We start from the raw sequence: 22,101 nt of genomic DNA on the forward strand, positions 1-22,101 counted from the left end.
TCACTATCCCTAAAGGGATCCTCATATTCATTTATCTAGTGCTATATCATGTTTTACTCGTTCTCAAATTTTCATACTCGTGAAGAAATCATCCACTGGATAATTTCTCTCATCTTGAATACATTTCTTAATTGTGGCTTCATTAAGCCCTACTTGTGCTTAAGTATAGTAGATTGAAATAAGATTTGAACAAATAGATTAGGAAAGTCAAATTAATTTCTAGTAATATTTTAGCACTCTAGGCGTACTGTTATAGATTCAATCTACTATAAAACACCTCAAAAGTTAGATTTTCTAGCTCTAACTTTTGAGGTGCAGCCCATTTATGTATGATAGTCTTTTGGTATTATTTCATCTATCTTTGTTAAAAGAAAGAATACTTATTATGAATTTGGATCATCGAGACTACGGCCATGTAATCCTTTTTCACGTTGGACTTGACGTAGTTTCTCTGGTGTAACATCGTTTCCTTCTTCGTCCACAATTTTAATTCCTTCGATGTGGTGGCGAACAGTACGACGATAACCTTCGATGTACTCCTCACGTAGTTTGGCTTGTTCCACTTTTTCTTCTGGTGTCAATCCTTCTGCTTTTTTCTTTTTAGCAAGCTCGTTGATACGAGCAATTTTTTTCGGATCCATTTCTTCTCCTTTATGATAAGATAAAGTCTGTTTATCAAATTTTATTTAGTGTTAATTTGGTTAAAACGAGCAAGTTTAGATGCTTTTTGAGTTAAATGAGACAAGATTGCCAAACGATTTTGACGGACTGCTTCACTTTCAGCCATAACCATGGTATTCTCAAAGAATGCATCAATGACTGGGCTAAGAGCAAAGAGTTGTTTCAATTGCTGACTGGCAGTCCCTGACAAAACGAGTGATTCTACTGCTTCTGCCAAGGTTTTCTCTTCTTCATTCTCAAAGAGAGCAGGATCAACTGTAGCAACCTCTTCTGCCTTCTCAGCTAAGTTAAAGGCACGAGAAAGTGATTCAACAGATGGTTTGAAGTCTTCTTCCTTGCTTGCTTCTACGAGAGCACTTGCTGCTTCCAACATATCCGCCACAACAAAGTTCGAACCTGCAAGTACTGCTTCCTTAATATCTTTTGGAGTGGATCCCATCATCTTATCAACACGAGCCTTGATAAAGTCCATAACCTCTGCCTTATTTTCATAAGTCAAGCTGTCAAATGTTAGAGCATAAAGGCTATCAATCAGCTCATCCATAGCAATGTGCCAACCAAAGGCATCTAAGATACGAACCACACCTTGGGTCGCGCGACGAAGGGCATAAGGGTCATTAGAACCTGATGGAATCAAACCTACTGAGAAGAAACTCAAAATCGTATCCAATTTGTCTGCAATTGCTAGAATGGCTCCCACCTTGGTCTCTGGAAGTTCTCCTTCAGCTGATGTAGGCATGTAGTGTTCACGAATAGCAGTTGCCACTGCTGGAGTTTCCCCAGCAAGAAGGGCATATTTCTCACCCATAATTCCTTGGAGCTCGTCAAATTCGCCAACCATACCTGTCAACAAGTCAAACTTGTAAATGGCTGCCGCGCGGGCTAGGTCAACTGTTTCATCCACGGACAAGTCAGCTTTTTCAGCTAAAAGCACAGCAATTTGACCCGTACGAATCATGTGTTCACGAAGGGAACCAATCTTCTCATGGAAGGTAACATTGTTTAATTTTTCAACAAGATCTGAAATGACCAATTTTTGGTCTTCACGCCAGAAGAATTCTCCGTCTTCCAAGCGGGCTACCAAGACTTTTTCATTTCCTTTGATAACATTTTCCAAATACTCTGCGTTTCCGTTACGAACAGAAATGAAGTTTGGCAAGAGTTTACCGTCTTGATCGCGAACAACAAAGTAACGTTGGTGTTCCTTCATCGAAGTCACCAAGACTTCTTCTGGAACTTCAAGATATTTAGCATCAAAACTTCCCATAAAGGCAGTTGGGTATTCAACCAGATTCAAGACTTCGTTCAGCAAATCCGCATCAATTTCGATATGTACACCATGTTCAGCTTCTATTGCTTTGATTTGGTCAACAATCATTTGCTCACGTTCACGTGGATCTGCGATTACAAACTGCTTACGAAGGTCTTCTTCATAGCTCAATGCTGACTGAATCTTGGTTTCTTGTCCCAAGAAACGATGGCCACGGCTCACACGACCTCCCTTGATATCAAGGAAATCCAAATCAAATTCTTCTTCATCTAAAAGAACTGTTAAAGTGTGAACAGGACGAATGTATTCAAAACTATTTCCAGCCCAGTGCATGCTGACAGGGAAAGTCAATGACTTCAAGACATCTACAACACCAGGTACAATTGCTTCAACTGCTTGACCAATTTCTTCCTTAGTGACATAGACATATTCTTCACCCTTGATTTCACGGAATTCGATATCTTCAACAGTCAAGCCTTTCCCACGGACGAATCCTTGAGCTGCTTTGGTGAAGTTCCCATCACTATCCAAGGCAATTTTCTTTGCTGGCCCCTTAAAATCTTCTGTCAAATCAGACTGTTTGTCTGCAAGACCAGTTACACGAACAGCCAAACGACGTGGTGTTGAGAAGGTCTGAATAGCTTCAAAAGACAGACGGTTCTCCTTGAGGAAGGCTGCCATTTTTTCGCCTAGTTGTTTTTCACTTGGTGTGACAACATAGGCTGGTAATTCTTCAAGACCGAGTTCTACTAATAAGTTTTTTGTCATGTTTTTTCTCCGAAAAATATCTTTTTATTTTCCAGTTTGCCTTATGTGATTGGCACGCAAGCAACCAACTTCGTTGTTTCATTGCTAAAATTGGAGCCAAAAGTCTCCAATTTTGCCTAGTATCCTTAGCTTCACTAAGGATACCTTCATCACTGCGGCAACTGGCTCAGGGCTCACTCTGTTCGCCCATTTTCGTAATTTGTCACTCTCTTTATTCTGCGTCTTCTGCTAGGAGTTTAGCTCGTGTTGCTTCATCTAAAAGTGGGTAACCTAGGCGTTTGCGTTCTGCGACAAAGGTTTTGGCTACGACACGGGCTAGGTTACGAATACGAGCGATATAGCCTGCGCGCTCTGTTACAGATACGGCACCACGCGCATCAAGCAGGTTAAAGGTATGTGAACATTTGAGAACATAGTCATAGGCAGGGTGCACCAAGCCTTCTTCCAAGGCACGACCAGCCTCTTTTTCAAACTTATCAAAGTTTTCAAGCAACATTTCTTGATCCGAAATTTCAAATGAATATTTTGAATGCTCGTACTCAGGCTGGATAAAGATTTCTCCGTATTTTACACCATCGGCCCACTCAATATCATAGACAGAATCTACTTCTTGGATGTAAGAAGCCAAACGTTCCAAACCATAGGTAACTTCCGCAGTCACAGGACCAGTTGCCAATCCACCAACTTGTTGGAAATAAGTGAACTGAGTAATTTCCATCCCATCAAGCCAAACTTCCCAACCGAGACCTGCAGATCCAGTTGATGGGTTTTCCCAGTTGTCCTCAACGAAACGAATATCATGTTCTAAAGGATTGATTCCCAATTTTTCCAAAGACTCAAGGTAAAGTTCTTGGATATTTGATGGAGATGGCTTCATGACCACTTGGAATTGGTGGTGTTGGTAAAGACGGTTAGGGTTTTCCCCGTAACGACCGTCAGCAGGACGACGTGATGGTTCTACATAAGCCGCATTCCATGGTTCAGGTCCGATAGCACGAAGGAAAGTATAAGGACTCATTGTTCCCGCACCTTTTTCATTATCATAAGCCTGCATAAGCATACAACCTTGGTCATTCCAAAATTGTTGCAAAGTAAGGATGATTTCCTGGAAAGTCAATTTTTTAGACATTATTTTCTCCTTTAATTTATATTATCTTCTTAGATTTATTTATCAAGCAACCAAGAAAAGGCTGGGGCCTGAAAAATATGACGTTTAGGAACAGTTTGTAAATTCTGATCGCATTCATCTATTGTACCTAATTTCAAAGCACAGACTTCTGGTATATTTTCTTGAGCAGTGAAAATTTGACTATGACAGTTCTGGCAGTAATAGCGTTGTTTCCCTGGAGAAGAACTATAGGAAACAAGCTTTTCTTTTCCATGCAATACTAGCTTTTTACTGCTAACTTTAGCATTCACTGTATAGGCAGATGCAGTTGCTTTCCGACAAAATGAGCAATAACAAAAAACTAATTCCGATAATTCCTCATCTAGAGTGTAGGTCACTGCTTTACATAAACAAGATCCTTTAAGCATTATGCTCCTTTCTACTTAGGCATTAGACGAATTCAAAAAGAACCGAATTTCAACACCCAAGCCTTGCGACTAGGGGCGTCAGAAACGCGGTTCCACCCTAATTTATTACTTCATTGTTTTTAAAAATACTACAGAAAGCGCCAGTTCTTTATTTTGCCCTACTTGGCTCCCACTATCCCAAGCTCGCTTGAAGAACGCCATAAGACTTTCTTTCCTGCTAACTATTATAGCAAAAATTAGAACAATGTACAATTCTTTTTATGATTTTCTAGAAATCCATATCATCAACTCGTGGAGCACCAGACTGAACAGCAATTGTTTTTAAAGTTTCTCTCTCCTCATGACTCAATTCAATTCCAAAGCAATCAAGATTAGCCTGAATACGAGACGCTGTGACAGATTTCGGAAGCGGTAAAAATCCTTCTGCCAAGCTCCAGGCCAAGGCTATCTGAGCAACCGATTTTCCGTGATTTACCGCGATTTCTTGCACTTGCTTGCTATCAAACAGTTCTCCCTGACCAAAAGGGCCCCAAGCTTCCAATAAGATTCCTTTTTCTCGACAGTAATCTACGACTTCCTCTTGATACACACCTGGAGCCAAACGAACTTGATTGACCGCTGGAAGAATTTTTGCTGTTTCAAGCAAGGCATTCAAATGATGAGGAAGAAAATTACTAACACCGATAGCACGGATTTTGCCTTCTAGGTAAAGATCCTCCATCGCTCTCCAAACTTCTGAATTTCGGATTTTCCAGTGGTTACTTTCTCTGAGTGGTTTTGGATTTGGCCAATGAATCAAATACAAATCCAAATATTCCAAACCCAGCTTCTCTAAAGACTCTTCAAAAGCCTGACGAGCTTGCTCATAGTTGTGATTTGTATTCCACAATTTACTGGTTACAAAAATTTCCTCACGCGGTACTCCACTATCTTGAATAGCACGACCAACGCTTTCTTCATTTTTATAGATAGCTGCCGTATCGATATGGCGATAACCTGCCTTTAAAGCCTCTAGGACAGCTTGATAGGCAATCTCTCCATTTTCAGATTTCCATGTTCCAAATCCTAGAACTGGAATTGGAACGCTATTATTTAAAGTATAAGATTTCATTATTTTTCCTTTCTATGTGAAGAAAATCCAAAGAAACAAATTCTCAAAGAAAACTTATCTCTTTAGATTTTGTGTATTATTGGTCACGGTTATAGTAGAGCTGGTGAGGTTTAAGACGAGTATCTAACAAATCTGGAATTGTTACAAAGTCATAACCTTGCCCTTTCAAGTAGTCAATAACCTTCGGTAGAGCATTTACCGTCTCAGCATGGATATCATGCATGAGAATAATAGAACCATTCTTGACTTCACGCTGAATTTCTGTCAAAATAGATGCTTCATTTTTACTCTTCCAGTCCAGACTATCTACATCCCACATAATAAAGCTCAAATCTAAGCTATTGCGAATGTCATCTGTAATGGCTCCATAAGGCGGACGCATGAGTTTTGAACTAGAACCCAGCACCTTAGTTAGCGCATCCTCCGTATCAGTAATTTGTTTTTTGGCTTCATCAAGCGAAAGTTTTGAGAGAACTGGATGGCTCCAACTATGGTTTCCAATGACATGGCCATCTGCTTTCATGCGTTTCAAAATCTCTTCATTGCCAGAAACATTCTTACCTAAAACAAAGAAAGTTGCCTTGATACCATACTTAGAAAGAGTATCTAATGCTTGATTTGTCGTCGCAGGATTTGGTCCATCATCAAAAGTCAAGGCCACTACTTTACGATTTTTCTTTTCATAATAAGCCTTATATAGCTCTGCATCCTTATCTAATAAATAAGAGGACTGAATAAGTTCAAAAAAACTAGATACTGGCAAGGCAATCTCGTCTAGATTTTCAACTGACTGACTTGGATAAAGAATAATCTGACTATCCTTATAATCAAAATTCCATGCAGACAAGTCTTGGTCAGAGAATCCTTTAACAATCTGATCAATCTTTTCTTGTTCTAATTTCTTATCCTGTAAGAAAGAAGTCAGTTCTTTTAACAACTTCTCTTTAGCCTTACTAGCATCTGAAAATAGTTGATCAAGGGTAAAAGGTTTACCGTCTTCTGTCAAATGCACTTTCGCTAGACTAGTTTTTTCAGTCTCTTCAACTTTTGAAGAAGTTAAATCATAGACTTGTTTCATCACACTTCGGTTGACAATCCCTTTTAAAGTCGAATCCTGTTTCTCCGTATAATAAAAAACCAGATTTTCCTTGTCCTCTAGATTGTCTTTAATATCCTGTATCATAATTTCTTGTACAGACGAAATCACTTGTTCCCCTTGGAGAGGATAATAGGCAATCACTTCGGCTTGTCCCTTACGAAAATGATCCTTCTGATTTCCCTCACTCAATTGATCATCTTTCTCTTTTTTGAGCGATTCAATCTTTTGCTCAAAACTTTGTTTTGTGTATATTTTGTATCCAATTATTGAACCAAGGACACAAATACTTACTGAGAAGATAGCTACTAGGGCTATTAGACTCATTCTTATCTTATCGTGATTCTCACGCTTTGCTCTACTTTTATCCATAAGACCATCATATCAAATTCAAGCTATAATTTCAATGATTTTGGAGGAAATAGTATATTAAAAAAGAGCCTTAAAAAATAACCGATTCCATTGCTGAGAATCGGTTTTCTAAATAAATCAAGCCAGTTGTTTGCATAATATAAATTATGTAAACAAACTCTACAGCAACAAATCTTTGACTTTCCCAATTTCACTTTTTGGAATAACTAGGTGAATCATATCCCCCAGATACATTCTGGTTGAGCCGTTAACTGTTTGGCTCTTGCCATTATGGACTTGAGTAGTGATGAGTACGTTATGTGGCAAGTTGAGTTCGTGTACTTGTTTTCCTGCTATTTTATCTGAAACTGGGATTTCAATGAGAGTGACTTCTCCTTCATCTGTCGCTTCTTCAGGTAGCATTTTTTCCAACATAGCCTCATAGACTGGCGCACCTTTGAGTAGATCCATAATGATGTAGGCAACTAGGGTCACAAGTCCGAGTGGCATGAGATTGCGAATATCTCCTACCATTTCGGTTACCAGAATCATAGCAGTTAAGGGAGCCTTGGATATTGCTCCAAAATAGCCACTCATTCCCAGAATGACAAATATAGGGAATTGCTCTTGACTGACAAGACCAAGATTGACACAAATAACACCAACTAGGGCACCAAGTAAGGAGCCAAGCGCCAAAATTGGTAGAAAAATTCCACCTGGAAGGCCACTTCCATAGCTAATCATGCTCCAGATAAAGCGGATCAAAAAGTAAACTAATAGAACTTGGAAACTATAATCTTGCTCAGTTAGGGAAAGAACAAGCTGATTTCCACCACCAAGGATTTGGGGTAAGAAGATTCCGACTGGTATGATGAGAATAAAGGCAAGAATTGGATAATACGCTCTATCCAAACAGATTTTTTCACCAAGCCAGTCATAAACTCGACCAACATTGAGTACAGCTTTTTCATAGAGAAAACCAGAAAGTCCTAGAAAAATTCCCATGAGGAGGTAAATCCAATACTGATCTAGGGTCATGAGTGGGATATTGTCTGGCATATCCAGTACGGGTGTTAGGCCAAATATGAGCAAAGAGACAAAGTTTGCTACGAGACTGGCTGCTAGAGTTGAGACCCAGAAAAAGCGTGAAAAATGGTGATAGACTTCTTCTACCACAAAGAGAAGTCCTGCAATGGGAGCATTAAAGGCAGCGGCTAATCCTGCTGCAGCTCCACTCGCAATCAAGGATCGTTCCTCTACTGGACTGGATTTAAGCCACTTGGCAATTCCTTTACCACCAACCGCTCCGAGTTGAATGCTTGGTCCCTCACGCCCCAGCATGAGTCCACTGGCAATTGCCAAAATTCCTAGAACATATTTTTTCCAAAGTACGCCCCACCACTTGAGGGTCATGAGGCCTTTCAGTTCGGCTTCGACTTGCGGAATTCCTGAGCCTTTGATATCTTTTTCTGACCGAGTTAATTTCGCACTGAGCCAACAAACTATTAAATAAAATAGACCAATGATAAAAAGATTGCGCACTAGGTTCGCTTGATCTTGATAAAGTCCTTGTATCAAGTGGAAGCCTTTTTCAATTAAGAAACGAAAGGATCCGACGATGATCCCAACGACAAGACCGACGATGATTCCTCGTCCAACTTGGGATAATATGGTGCTTGAGGCAAAGGCAAATTCTTTCTTGGAACTGAGTGTTTCTGACTGTTCCTCCATAATCATTCCTTCTAACTTAACTTTATTTTTCTCCTGAAACCAGCGATTTAACGGGTTCAAAGCTGGTTCGGTGAATTGGGGTAACTCCTAGTTTTATGAGGCCTTCCAGGTGTTTAGCTGTTCCATATCCTGCATTAGTAGCAAAATCATAGCCAGGAAACCGCTGATCGTATTCCTTCATCAATTCATCACGGGTCACCTTGGCTACTATAGAAGCCGCTGCGATAGAGAGGGAGTTGGCATCTCCTTTGATAATGGAGGTTTGTGAAATGGGCAATTCCAGTTTCATGGCATCTATCAGGAGGTGCTCAGGTTGAGGACTGAGCTGGGAGATAGCTTCCTGCATGGCTAGTTTGGTTGCTTCATAGATATTGACTTGGTCGATGACCTGATTATCCATGATACCAATTCCAATCGACAAGGCTTGGTCTTGAACGGCTTGAAAAATCTCCAGATGTTTCTTTTTAGGAATTTTCTTGCTGTCATTGAGGCCTTTAATCTTACAATTTTTAGGTAAAATAACAGCTGCAGCGACTACAGGCCCAGCCAGAGGACCACGTCCAACCTCGTCAACACCTGCTATCAAGGTCAATTCTTGCTTGTAAAGTTCTTTTTCGTAGGAAAGCATGGCTTCCAAACGAAGATCCTCATCCAATTCTGCCTGAATAGCTTTTTTACGCTTGCTGATTTCTTTTTGAACTCCAGAGCGATTATCCTTTTCAAGCTCTAAAAAAATAGGGCTTTCTAAATCCTTGATCGTCACAAGGAGTTCTTTGATTTCTTTAATCGTCGCCATCGAGGTCTTCCAATGTATCTAAGGTATAGTTACCGAGTTTGCCATCACGGACTTCCTTCACGAAGAGACTGTAAAAACGGTCATAGTCGTCACGGAAACCGAGGGCGCGGGTCATGTCCATAATAATCACAGGCGCTTCTTCCTCAATTTTCATTTGTTTGAAGCGTTCAGCCAACTTTTCTGGATAATGTTCTTTGAAATAATTGAGGCCAAAAATAGTTACCTCATCCATAGGGAGCAACTGGTCTTTGATAGCTCCAGTCAAGGCCAACTTAAGCGCAACAGTTTCATCTTCAAACTTAGGCCAGAGAATCCCCGGCGTATCCAAGATTTCCAAGTCTTTATTTGTTTTGAGCCACTGTTGTCCCTTGGTCACACCTGGTTTATTGCCGACAACGGCAATTTTTTTACCAGCCAAACGGTTCATGAGAGTGGATTTACCAGCATTTGGAATCCCGATAATCATGGTACGCAAGGTTTCAATCTTGATCCCACGTTCTTTCTGGTGAGCAATCTTATCAGCCATGAGTTTCTTAGCAGCATCGGTTACAACTTTTACAGTTACTTGCTCTTTGGAGTTGATAGCTAGCGTCTGGATTCCTTGTGATTCAAAATACTGACGCCATTCTTTGGTCATTGCTGGATCAGCCAAGTCTGCCTTGTTTAAAATCAAGAGTTTTGGTTTGTCACCAACAATTTTGGTCAACATAGGATTTTGACTAGATAGAGGTAAGCGTGCATCCACCAAAATCGTTACAAAATCAACAAATTTTAAATTTTCCTGAACCTGTCGACGCGCTTTAGACATGTGACCAGGAAACCATTGAATAGTAGCCATTGAGTTTTTTTCCTTTCGTAGCAAGGGTTTAGAGCCCCTATTTTATTTTACTATTGTCTAAACACCAAGCGAACACCAAAACTACCATGCAATGGAAAAACCTCTGATTTGATTCTCACTTGATTTCACAATCTTTATATCAAACTGTGGATGGTATTTGACAATATCTTTTTTGATTTTTAATAGTAAATTTGAAACAATATTTTTAGGTGAGTAATGTGGATTAAGATGTAACAAGTCTTTGAACTCATCAACACTTAATTCTACTTTATTGCTATTATCACTAGTTTCAATGAATTTTTCAATCATTCTGGAATATTTACAGGTATAACTTTTCAATTCTTCAAAATGGAAATTGTGATTTTCTACAAATTGATTTAAGGCTTTTACCGTATTTTCTTGTGAACGATTTATATTATGTGTATAGCCCATTGTTGTCTCAAAGTTAGCATGTCCTACTCTAGTCATAATATCTTTTACTGCTATGTGCATCTCATTACTTTGAAGGTAACTAATATGCATATGCCTAAACGAATGGGGAGTAACATGTTTTACCCACTTAAAACCATAGTCGCTTAAACAATTTGTCAATAATTTTCCTTCTATTCGTTTCAAAATTTGACGAAAAGTGCTTGATGTTATTGGAGAGCCGTATTCTGTTCTAAATACACTTTCAGAATGTGTAAAAGCAGGACAGGGATGTTTCTCCATATAAGCATCAAACTCTTTATTTCTCTGTATTGTCCTTTTAATAGCTTCGCTTGTAGCTTCAGGCAAAGCTACTTCTCTAATTGAATTGAGTGTTTTAGTTGTATCAAAATGAAATTGTTCAACTTTTAAACAGTGATATTGAAGTGCCTTATCAATATGCAAGATTCCTTTTTTAAAATCAATATCTGATGGTAGAAATACTACTTCACTAATTCGAATACCTGTAAGCAATAATACTATAGCAAGATCATAATAGTTTGCATTTCTGCATTGGCGTAACACATCAAAAAATGCATGTAATTCATGGATTTCTAGAAATTTAGAATCATGTCTTTCTTTTGCTTTACGCCTTTTCTCTAATGAAATATCTAGTTTTACCGCAGTCATTGGAGAAAACTTAATGACATTATATAACACACCATGATTAAAAATCTTATTACAAGTACTTTTTATATGAGTCATTGTTGAAGGCGATGCATCATATATTTCTAAATATTTATTGAGACTATTTTTCATCAGAAGTGGAGTAATCCTGTCTAACAAAAAATCATCTCCTATAATTTTCCCAAGACGCTTCATAACCAGTAGTTCTCTCTGAATTGTTTGTGGTTTAACAGAGACACACCAAGTCTGAAACCAATTTTCTTTTAACTCTCCAAATGTTGTAATCAGTTCAGGGCTAAACTGACTTTCAAATGAAGTAGTTAGTCTATCTATTTTATCAGCTTGTTTCCTCGCCCTACTAGTATTCTTAGTATAACTTACAGTTACTGATTTCCACTTTCCTGTTAGTGGATCTTTGTACTTTTCAACCACTTGATATAAGGGTTGCCCTTTTGAATTTGTTTTAGTTACATAATACATAATTTAATTCCTCTTAACTCTTAAAAAGAAATAAATCATTGTTGTATAGAATAAATAACTACCCTATATTATACCATGACTTCCTTATTTTGTCCGCTTTTGCTTCCATCTTAAGAAACTTTCAAATCCTTCTAGATTAATGAAAACAAGTTTATGGGTTGGGTTAATTACATACATGGAAAATGTTCTGTTTTCTCGCATTTCTTTAATCCATCTGTTCAATGTATATTGATTTAAACCATCCCATCTTTTTAGAATTCCTTTTTTATCGGCCCATTCTGCAATGGAATTTTCGACAGATATATATTTTATATTCATGACATCATCCTTCCTAAAAAATATTTTTACCTCCATGGCATGACTGATGAAGTCATCATAAGAATTTCACTTACTGCTCTTTTACGGTGGCAGCCTGAACGGTCAGAAGTATCATTGTATATCATTTGTATCATGGCATATAAAGTATCGCTCTATTTTATTGATGGTTTGAAAATCGCTCTTATCATGGCGAGCCATTCAAATCTGCTCCACAAATGAGGAAAGTACCATTTTGGACTATTCAATTGTCAAAGAACAAATAAAAAAATCTCCTCATTTTCACACTCTATGAAATTAAGGAGATTATTTTCTAAAGCGAATTTTATCAGGAAAATCTGTCAATCCCAATAGGTAGTCTGTACTGACATCGTAAAAGTTTGAGAGAGTTACCAATACATCTTCCGTTAAGGCATGTTCACCCCGTTCAATTTTAGCATAAGCTGAGTTTGTAAACGAAAGTATTTTAGCTATTTGTTTTTGGGTCAAATCGTGATCTTCCCTCAAATCTCTCAAACGTCTGTACATCTAGCTTTCTCCTGAGAAAAGTATAATATATAAAACTAAGAAATCATTCAAAGTGTCCAAATTGGACATTTTGAACTAAAATTAATTTATTAAACACTTCTCATAAGCATATCTATTAACCGTCTGAGAGCAAAAATTTTATCAACTATTTAAAATTACTGACATTTAAAAATTAGTCTTACTGTAAAATAAAGCGAAACACAAAAGACGTGTTTATCTGATAAATTAGTGTCTTAAAAGCACTATAAAATGTTAGGAATCCATTCACTAATCAATTATACAAGTACTTCTCTGAAGTTGAACAATAATAAATTCTAGGTTTATTTAAATAAAGGATAAAAATCTGCTTAGACTGCACGTCTAAGGAAAGTTTATCGAATTACCCAGAGTTGTACTACCTTTTAATATAGCTACCAAATCTTTACTTAATAAAAAACAACTAGGAAAGTAAAATTTATGATATGTGTAGAAGAAATAATAATTGTACATGTTACTGAGATTGTGAACTAGACTCTATTATTGCTTAGAAGATTGTCGGTGAACCTTCTATTCTGACCTTAGTAGAGTGACAAACTCGCTATGCTAGCTTAGAGAAGAAGATAGAATATGTCAATCAAGACGTGTTATAACGCAAGAAACGGTATTCAATTAAATCATTACTACTGAAAATGAAATCGAGTTTTCTTTATTCAATTAAATAGAGGTATTAAAAAGTTATTTTTCCCATGCCTATTCATTCTATGGTAAGATATTCAATGAGAACTTCATCAGTCCTTTACGTGAGTTCGTTTCAAAAGCAAATTTACCCAAAGAATTGAAATAAAAATTTATAGAGGCTTGCACAAAAATATTCAAAGGAAATCTAGAAGAATTCATGGGTATAAGTCATCGAAAAAGCTGCTTGAGTTGACTCAAACAGCTTGAAAGGATTAAAACTATGTTACACTTGATTCTACAAATGGGCTTTAGAATTTCTTTGGCATTAGTAAAATAAAGAAAAATAGATAAGTCATCATTGGAATAATATATTTGCGAGGATGTTTCCATAGTTCCTTCTTTTAAACGATAAATTCTAAAGAATCATTATGATAATCGATTTAAAATGTATCATTCACCTACTTTTTGATTTTGTAAGTAATTTGCAATCAGGAAGAACAAAAGTATGTAACCTACAATTACTGTAATCGAATAAGATAAATTAGTTAAATTACCATCAATACTTTTTCCTAAATTCGAAAAATAGTACTGAGGAAAGATATAATGTATCTTATCTTGAATGGAATCTTTTTTTACAGAAAACAATGCACCTGAAAGAAGCATAGTTATAACAGATACCATTGTTCCGATTATAAGCGCTCCTTGATTTTTTTTAGTCAAAGTAGATAAAAATATTCCAAAGTTTGCTGAAAATAGCTCAATTAAGAGAATATATAGGACTAACTTCCATGAAATATTAAGATCAAATAAAGGAAGTAAAATTAAACTACTTAATAAATTAGTAGTAAATAAAATCAAAAAATTAAACACTACCTGTTGTAGAACATAAGAAAAATTGGAAACTCCACTTAGATAGATTCGTTTATCCAGTCCATTTCTATCATCAAAATAATATCTGTATAGTATTAACGAGAGTATCATAGAGCTCATAGCCATAACAGTAATAATAATTTTATAATAATTATTATTGCTAGAAGCAGTTAATGATTTTCCTTCATTTAAATACTGACTTAATTTCATACCTAAAGTTGAGTTTCTGACTGTAGTTACTTTATATTTTCCATCCTCTTTATTGATATATGCATCATATTCGCCTGATATTAGATTAACATAATAGTTCATATCTTTTTCTACTTCTTTGATAGAAATGTTGTTATTATTCATCTCTAATAGTTCAATTGCATTTTTTGTTACACCAATCTTTACTTTTTGACTTTCCATTGTTACAACAAACGATGTTGCTGCGATGGTTATAAAAACAAGTAGAAAAGATATAATAGCATATGTTTTTTCTTTCCAAAAACGTTGTAAGTTATTTCTTAAAATAATAAATTTCATTTTTTCACTCTCCAAAATTTTCAGGTCGATACTTAAAGTGAATGATAATTACAAATAGTACTGAACATAGTAACAAAATTGATAATGTATTAAAATATGAACTATAATTTTTATCGTAAATGATACTAAAAAAAGTTGACATCACTTTTGAAATTGGGGATAAGGCAGATAAATTAGCAATTTTTTCCCCAAAGATATACATTGGGAAAAATAAACCAGATAAAATTGCTAAAACATTAATAACTAGATTTAAAATTTTTGTTACAATATCTTCACTTTTTAACAATACACAGAAAGCACCTCCAAATGTGATAGAAAAAATTACTAAGGCTAAGTCAAGCAACAAACTATAGGCAATATTAGATTTACCATAGTTTACCACCCCTGTACTATTAAAGATAAGCATATAAAAAGCTAGGATCAGATATGAAATAGAAATAGCAACTATTAATTTTGACAAATAAATCTTGTAACGTGGAATCGGAGAATATACAATCCTGTAATTTGCATACTTCACATTACTCCCAAATAATAATTCTGGCAATATAATTACTGTTGCCATGGACAAATAAATCATCATAGTAACACCGTAATAATCATATGATGTTAAAACATCGTCACTAAAAATCGAACCAAATACAAACCCTGTTGTTAAAATCAGGACAATTGGATAAATTAGCAGATACATCATGATTGGCTTATTCTTTAAAAGATTCATCACATCTTGTTTCATCATAGTTATCATTCCAATCCCCCCAACTAATCTCTTAAATTTTTCCCAGTTAATAGTAAGAAAACATCTTCTAAATTTCTCTTTACCATTGTAATACTGGTGATATTTAGATTAAACTTAATTAAAACCTCTAGTACACTATTAATTGTCATAGACTCCCCACACATACTAAAGATTATTTCAAATTCATCTTTTTGTTTCAAACTTTCTACATTTGTTAATTCACGAATTTCATCTAACACTGCAGGAGATACCTGTTTATCTACTCTAACTTGATAATTAGAATTGCTATAATATTCTAAAATATCATCAAGAGAACCATTCAAAAGTACCGCTCCACCATCCATGATAATGACACGGTCACAAATTTGTTGCACCTCTTCCATATAGTGAGTTGTGTAAATGATAGTAGCTCCCTCATCCCTCAACTGCTTAATTGAATCTAGAATATGATTCCTAGATTGTGGATCAATGCCTACTGTTGGCTCATCAAAAATAATCAATTTAGGGTTATGTGCTATTGCACATGCAATATTCAGACGTCTTTTCATACCACCAGAAAAAGTTGATGGTTTGTCATCTTTCCTGTCTTCAAGTCCTAACTTTTTTTAATGCATTTTCAACTTTTTCATTAATTTCGCTTTTTTTGACTCCGTATAAAGAAGCAAAGAATTTAACATTCTGTGCGGCTGTGATATCTTCATAAATAGCCAATTCTTGAGGAACAATTCCGAGTTGTTTTTTTACATCCTTGATGGACAAATTTTCATCATTAAAAAATATTATTTCGCCTTCATCAGATTGTAATAAAGTAGATAAAATATTTATTGTCGTACTTTTCCCTGCACCATTTGGTCCTAAGAAACCAAGAATTTCACCTTTTGTAACATGAAAATTTAAATTATCTAATGCTTTTCTTCCGTTTTTATACGTTTTTGACAGTTTTTTAACTTCTAAAAGATTTTCCATTTTTTCTTCCTTCATTCTATAATATTTCTTTTGATTGTTTCAAGGAAATATTTTTTTAAATGTGTTATTTCTAATTCAGTGAACAATTCATTTCTATATTCGATTATGCCTTGTAAGCATCCATCAATTTTCACAAATTCCCATTTAATATTAAACATACCTTGTTTTCTTATCAATTCAGTTTGAATCTCTAATCCATCTATTTTAAAATTATCAGAACTAATTGAATCTTGGTAAATAAAATAATTATTAAATAAATTATTTTTTTCCATCGCCTCTTCTATTTCATATGTCTGTATTTCTTGTTTTTCCATAGCAGATAAAATTTTAGATTGTGTTTCTAAAATTAATTCGCTAGCATTTTTAACTTTAGATAAGTCCATATAAATGGGAAGAGAATTTCTAAAAAGACCAATTATATTTTTAACATTACCAAAATCTCGGCCAGACACCGGTATACCAACAACTTGTTTATCGTTTTTCTCAATTACACTATTAGTTTTAAGATAAGTAGCTAGTAACACCGAAAACAGACTAACGTTTTGTTTTGCAGAGTATCTTTCTAAATTTTCTAGTAATGTTGAATCTATAGTAAACCTGATTGAACTTATTGTATTGCTTTTTATATTAGCTGGCACAACCTCTAGATTTATAGGTGCTTCCTTCAATTCATTTACCCATTCTTGTAATTTAAATTTATGATTTAATTTAATCTGTTGATTATACCATTCTGAATAATCTGTATAATCAATAGAAGGAACTAGAACTTCTTGATTGTTGTATAACGTTATTAATTGACTTAAAAATACTTTCATTGATTGAAAATCAAAAATAATATGGTGTGCATCAAATAACAAAATCGAATTATTGGGGCTACTTTGTAATAGCTTGATTCTAAAAAGAGAACCATTTTTTAAATCAAACACCTTAATGAAATTATCTTTTATTGTTTCCCATTCTTCAACTGAAGCATATTCGACCTCAATGTTTTTTTGCATAAATGGATCTATAACTTGAAAAATTTGTCCGGCTTCCTCTATAAATTTTGTTCTGAAAGCTTCGTTTTTCTCAATAATTTTATTGAATGCAGCATTTAGTTTTTCAATATCTATCATACCTTTTAAATGCAAACAAATATTTACATTTAAACCTGTTTCCAAATGACTTTTTGACATTTTATACATTCTAATTTGCTGTGGTGTTGCAAGATATCTATTCTTCACTTCTGATTTTACTATTTCTTGATCGTTCTCATATAAATTATTGTTTGATAAAAAATTTGACAAACTATCAATTGAGTTGTTTCTTAAGATATCTGCTGCTGATAACTTCAAATTGAAAATCTTATTCAATCGTCCTGCAATTTCTACAGCTGTTAAAGAATCTCCACCTAGTTCGTAGATATTTCCTGAAATATTTTTTTGACTACCGAAAATATCTATAAATACTTCTTTTAGTTGATCTTTAATTGTTTTGTTTGAACTAGACTCAGTAGTATGATTTAAATAATCAGATATCCAACACTTCTCTTCCGTCAAATCCAATTTTTTAACTTTGAAATTAGAAAATTGTTTATTGTTAGGCGGGCTCCTTTTTAAAACCATATGAGCATTTGTTCCCGAAAAACCAAAAGAACTAACACCGATATAAGTTTCTTTACCCGCTATGTCTTTATTTAGGTCGTTAATATATACTTTAGAATTCATGAAATTTATATTTCTATTTGGATACATAAATCCTATATTTTTAGGAATTTTTCCATTATATAGTGACATCGCAGCCTTAATAATACTTACTAGACCCGATAATTCAAATAAGTGCCCTATATTATTTTTTACAGATCCGATTCCAATGCTATTATCCCTCATAAAATTAAATGCCTGATTAATTCCAAATATTTCTATTGGATCGCCCAATTTAGTAGCTGTTCCATGAGTCTCAATATATAATTCATCAGAATCTTCCACCTCTATATTTTTCCACGCATCCAGAATAACATTAGCCTGTGCATTAGGATTTGGAACAGTTAAACCTGATGTTTTTCCATCATGATTAACTGCCATACCACAGATTGTTGCATATATCCTATCATTATCCTGCATTGCTTTGGATTTACTTTTTATTATAATTGTCGCTACGCCCTCCCCAATATAAGTACCATTTGCCTTATCATCAAATGCAGAGGAATTTTCTGAGTTATCAAAAATACCAATATCATTCTCTTTTGAGTCTATCGGGCAAAAATTAATTTTAACTCCACCAACTATCGCTGCCTCACATTTTTTTTCTTTAATTGAATCAACAGCTAGCGAAACGGCAGATAAAGAAGAGGAGCATGAAGAATCAACTGTAATTGCTGGACCTTTAAGATTCAGCAGATATGAAATTCTGCCAGAAATCATGGCTGCCATATTTCCTGTGTTAGAATTTCCAATTTTCTTGTTATCCAATGAAGCAATTAAACTACCATAATTAAAAAGATAATCTTGTCCAAATGAAATAAAAGTCCCCCATTTTCTGTTGTCTACTGTCTCTTTTGTATATCCAGCATCTAATATTGCTTTGTATGCAGAAGTTAACATTAATCTTGAATTTGGATCCATCAGCATAGCTTCAGATCTAGGAATGTTGAAGAAGTTATAATCAAATAAATCTATATTTTGGAGATAATTTCCTTTCCTAAAACTCAAGTCTGTGAAATTATAGACGTTTCCAAATTCATTAGCAATCTTAATCCTTTTAGGAGAAAGGTTGCTAATGAATTTTTCCCCAGCTAGTAAAGAATTATAAAATTCATCTTTATTTTGATTCTTTCCAATATTTAAATCTATACCAATAATCGCATATTCATCTTCGCCAGTTTCATTAATAGTAGAAGAATTTACAAGTTTTGAAATTCCATTTTTATAATCAGGAATTAAGCTTTTTTCTTCAATTTTTTTGGCGAATTCTCCAATTGTTTTTAAACTATAAAAATCAGCAATTTCTATTGAATTAGGAAATAATTTATTAATTTCTGAATATACTCTAGTAATAAATATTGAATCTAATTCTAAATCTGCAATTTCTGTATTTAAATTAATATCTAAAAATCCAAATTTTTGTTCTAATAGTGATATTAAAATGTTTTCCGTACTATCTTCTGATAATAATGTTCCTTCATTACTAGCTACCCAGAAATTTTTAAGACGGAATGGTCTACGTTTGAATGATTTTTTTTCTTGATTAGGAAATGGGCTTAAAATAATATGAGTATTAGTACCACTCAATCCAAAAGAGTTAATTAATATTTTATAATCATCTTCAACTATCTCTCTTGCTTTATCTACAATATAAAACGGAGAATTTTCATAATCTATATTTCTATTAGGATAAGAAAAATTTATTGACGGTGGTATTATATTATTTTCAATTATTTTAATACATTTAATTAACGAAGATATACCTGATGCATCTATTGTATGACCAATGTTTGTCTTTACTGACCCTATTCCACAAAACTGCTTCCTGTCTGTGTAATTTCTAAATGAATCAGTTAAAGCTTTGATTTCAACATCATCACCTAAATGAGTTGCGGTTCCATGTGCTTCTACGTATACAGTTTTTTCTGGATTAAATGAACTTTTCTCCCAAAGCGATAATTGAAGATCACTTTGGGCGCGTCTATCTGGGGCAGTTATACTTATTGAATCGCCATCTTGATTAGATAACACACCATCTATTACACAATAAATATAATTTTTATCTTCAATTGCATCATTTAATCTTTTTATTACTACTGCTCCAACAGCTTCTCCCACACCCGTTCCATTTGCAGAATCGTCAAAAGTTCGTGTTCGTTCATCCTTAGATTCAATCCCTAAACTCACATCAACATTCTCAGGATATATGAGAATATGTGCACCACCAACCAAAGCAAGGTCACATTCGCCACATGAAATAGAATTAATTGCCTGGTCCACCGCAAACAAACTAGAGGAACAGGCTGTATCTATCACAACACTTGGTCCTTTTAAATTGAAATAATATGAAATTCTACTGGATAACATTGAATCCATATTTCCTGTACCAGAAATATCTACTAAATCTGGTCGAATAGTTTTTATGATATCAAAGTATTTGTAGTTAAGCATATTACTATTCCCAATAAAAACGCCGGTAGAAGTATTTGAAAGTTCATCCAAAATACCTGCATCTTCAAAAGCTCTATAAGCCGTCATTAATATCAAACGTTGTTTGGGATCAATTAATCTTGATTCTGCATCACTTATTTGAAAAAACTCATTATCAAATCCACTAATATCATTTAAATAAGCTGCATGTCTATATGATTTGTCTTTTTTTGAAATTTTTTTTCCAAATTTTTTTACTTCATTCTTCCTTTGTTCAGGAAAATCTCTAATAAAATCCTTTCCTCTCAATAAATTGTTGAAAAAATCATCTACAGATTCTGATTCAGGAAATAAGCCGGAAATTCCAATAATTGCATACTTATTATTTTTTTCTGATGTATTCTGATAACTATCCAAAACAATATCATCTAAAATTCCCATTTTAAACCTCCAATATGAAAGTTTTTCTTTAATTCATTCTTTCTACTAATAATTTCACTTTCCGGAACAGACTTTAAGGGAAGTAACTTAGAAAAAAGTGTATCATAGAATAACTGACAACTTGAAATATCTACTAAACCATCATTCGAGATGAAATCATTACATTTCTGCAAGAGATCCTGGTATATGTTTATATATTCCTCGAAACCATTTAAATCATCAGAATTATTTTTACTACAAACAGCAATAGATATAATTTTTTTTAAAAATTTTAAATAGAAGTTTGATGAATTTTTTAAATAAATATTTTCATAATCTTCCTCACAGGAAGTAACAATGTCAAAAATGTATGGGTAACTAGAATTAAAGAAATTCTTTAAGACAGGCTGCGTACCAAATTCAATGATATTTTTAATATTATTTTCCTTCATTTGAGCAATAACCTCATTCCAGTGGACAGGCATCAATATCTGCTTTGAAAGAATGTAAGATAAATTATCTTCTTTATTATAAAATCTTCTTAAAGCACTACTAAAAACCCTATCAATATTATCAGGATTATAGTTTATTCTTATTTTTTCAAGTTTTTCACTTGCTTTTTTCATTAAATTACTATGAAATGCACCTGCAACTTTTAATCTTTTAAAAGGTATTGATTTTTCTTGTAACTCAAATTCCAATTTATTTAAATTTTCTAGATTTCCAGAAAAAACAATTTGTTTTTTTGAATTATAGTTAGAAATATCAACTTCAAATTGTTTTGATAACTTCTCTAGCAAATTAAGATCATTATGGAATACAGCCGTCATACCACCTAACTTATCAGTAGTACACTCTTCCATTGCTTTAGCTCGTTCATTAACATACAGTAACCCTTCGTCAAATGTAATAACATCAGCACATACTAATGCTGTGATTTCACCTAAACTATGTCCTGCATACATGTAGAATTCATCTTGAACATCTCTTTTAAATATTTGGAAAAATATATATGATGATAAAAAAGTTAGAATTTGCGAATTATATGTACTCTTTTGAATATCCTCTGAAAAAAATCTTCACTTTTTTCCCCTATGATATTCATGGCTTTATCTAAAATTCTTTGAGCCTCAAGATTTTCTTCAATGATTTTTTTGAATTTCTCTAAATCCAAATTTCCTTGTCCAGGAAATATAGCTGCATTATTTATCATATT

The 22,101-nt window shown here is 34.3% G+C and carries 17 protein-coding genes and 1 pseudogene; all 18 read right to left on the minus strand.

Translation table 11 applies throughout. The annotated features are described in order from the left end of the window. Window positions 1-383: 383 nt before the first annotated feature. A complete protein-coding gene (locus SMSK597_RS09120; protein ID WP_000371284.1) occupies window positions 384-641 on the minus strand; it encodes a DUF896 family protein in 258 nt (85 codons plus the stop codon). A 41-nt stretch (window positions 642-682) separates the two neighbouring features. Then, the gene (glyS, locus tag SMSK597_RS09125; protein ID WP_000164741.1) at window positions 683-2,719 is read right to left on the minus strand and encodes a glycine--tRNA ligase subunit beta; all 2,037 of its coding nucleotides are present in this window, start codon (window positions 2,717-2,719) and stop codon (window positions 683-685) included. A gap of 211 nt (window positions 2,720-2,930) precedes the next feature. Next, window positions 2,931-3,848 carry a glycine--tRNA ligase subunit alpha gene (gene glyQ, locus SMSK597_RS09130; protein WP_000038733.1) on the minus strand — a complete coding sequence of 306 codons (918 nt, stop codon included), beginning with the start codon at window positions 3,846-3,848 and terminating at the stop codon, window positions 2,931-2,933. A 35-nt stretch (window positions 3,849-3,883) separates the two neighbouring features. Next, complete coding sequence (locus tag SMSK597_RS0102705; RefSeq protein WP_000912019.1) at window positions 3,884-4,255, minus strand: GFA family protein; 372 nt, start codon at window positions 4,253-4,255, stop codon at window positions 3,884-3,886. A gap of 268 nt (window positions 4,256-4,523) precedes the next feature. Beyond that, entirely contained in the window at window positions 4,524-5,366 is an 843-nt protein-coding gene (locus SMSK597_RS09135) for an aldo/keto reductase (RefSeq protein ID WP_000844584.1), read from the minus strand. Between the two features lie 76 nt (window positions 5,367-5,442). Further along, on the minus strand, window positions 5,443-6,834 hold the full coding sequence (gene pgdA, locus SMSK597_RS09140; RefSeq protein ID WP_050540818.1) for a peptidoglycan-N-acetylglucosamine deacetylase PgdA: 1,392 nt from the start codon (window positions 6,832-6,834) through the stop codon (window positions 5,443-5,445). Between the two features lie 159 nt (window positions 6,835-6,993). Next, on the minus strand, window positions 6,994-8,544 hold the full coding sequence (locus tag SMSK597_RS09145) for a ClC family H(+)/Cl(-) exchange transporter (protein WP_004238207.1): 1,551 nt from the start codon (window positions 8,542-8,544) through the stop codon (window positions 6,994-6,996). A 22-nt stretch (window positions 8,545-8,566) separates the two neighbouring features. After that, window positions 8,567-9,340 carry a ribonuclease HII gene (locus SMSK597_RS0102715; protein ID WP_000201115.1) on the minus strand — a complete coding sequence of 258 codons (774 nt, stop codon included), beginning with the start codon at window positions 9,338-9,340 and terminating at the stop codon, window positions 8,567-8,569. Then, the gene (gene ylqF, locus SMSK597_RS09150; RefSeq protein WP_000201302.1) at window positions 9,327-10,178 is read right to left on the minus strand and encodes a ribosome biogenesis GTPase YlqF; all 852 of its coding nucleotides are present in this window, start codon (window positions 10,176-10,178) and stop codon (window positions 9,327-9,329) included. The genes SMSK597_RS0102715 and ylqF overlap by 14 nt, the downstream gene beginning before the upstream one ends. Window positions 10,179-10,259: 81 nt before the next feature. Beyond that, window positions 10,260-11,753 (minus strand): tyrosine-type recombinase/integrase, encoded by a 1,494-nt coding sequence (locus SMSK597_RS09155; RefSeq protein WP_000291917.1) that lies wholly within the window; start codon window positions 11,751-11,753, stop codon window positions 10,260-10,262. Between the two features lie 84 nt (window positions 11,754-11,837). Beyond that, complete coding sequence (locus tag SMSK597_RS0102720; protein ID WP_001022845.1) at window positions 11,838-12,071, minus strand: hypothetical protein; 234 nt, start codon at window positions 12,069-12,071, stop codon at window positions 11,838-11,840. Between the two features lie 303 nt (window positions 12,072-12,374). Further along, complete coding sequence (locus SMSK597_RS09160; RefSeq protein WP_000286250.1) at window positions 12,375-12,596, minus strand: helix-turn-helix domain-containing protein; 222 nt, start codon at window positions 12,594-12,596, stop codon at window positions 12,375-12,377. 1,107 nt (window positions 12,597-13,703) lie between these two features. After that, window positions 13,704-14,651, minus strand: coding sequence for an ABC transporter permease (locus tag SMSK597_RS09165; protein ID WP_000668721.1), 948 nt, complete (start codon window positions 14,649-14,651; stop codon window positions 13,704-13,706). A 4-nt stretch (window positions 14,652-14,655) separates the two neighbouring features. Next, on the minus strand, window positions 14,656-15,396 hold the full coding sequence (locus SMSK597_RS09170; protein ID WP_004238208.1) for an ABC transporter permease: 741 nt from the start codon (window positions 15,394-15,396) through the stop codon (window positions 14,656-14,658). A 14-nt stretch (window positions 15,397-15,410) separates the two neighbouring features. Then, window positions 15,411-16,353: pseudogene (locus tag SMSK597_RS09175) on the minus strand (ABC transporter ATP-binding protein). Window positions 16,354-16,364: 11 nt separating this feature from the next. Beyond that, the gene (locus SMSK597_RS12545) at window positions 16,365-20,906 is read right to left on the minus strand and encodes a beta-ketoacyl synthase N-terminal-like domain-containing protein (RefSeq protein ID WP_004238210.1); all 4,542 of its coding nucleotides are present in this window, start codon (window positions 20,904-20,906) and stop codon (window positions 16,365-16,367) included. Then, window positions 20,894-21,850, minus strand: a complete 957-nt coding sequence (locus SMSK597_RS09185; RefSeq protein ID WP_004238212.1) for an ACP S-malonyltransferase — start codon at window positions 21,848-21,850, stop codon at window positions 20,894-20,896. The genes SMSK597_RS12545 and SMSK597_RS09185 overlap by 13 nt, the downstream gene beginning before the upstream one ends. 62 nt (window positions 21,851-21,912) lie before the next feature. After that, window positions 21,913-22,098, minus strand: a complete 186-nt coding sequence (locus SMSK597_RS13910) for a hypothetical protein (RefSeq protein WP_000609321.1) — start codon at window positions 22,096-22,098, stop codon at window positions 21,913-21,915. Window positions 22,099-22,101 lie beyond the last annotated feature (3 nt).

This window comes from Streptococcus mitis SK597 (assembly GCF_000148545.1).
GTDB classification, from domain to species: Bacteria; Bacillota; Bacilli; order Lactobacillales; family Streptococcaceae; genus Streptococcus; species Streptococcus mitis_C.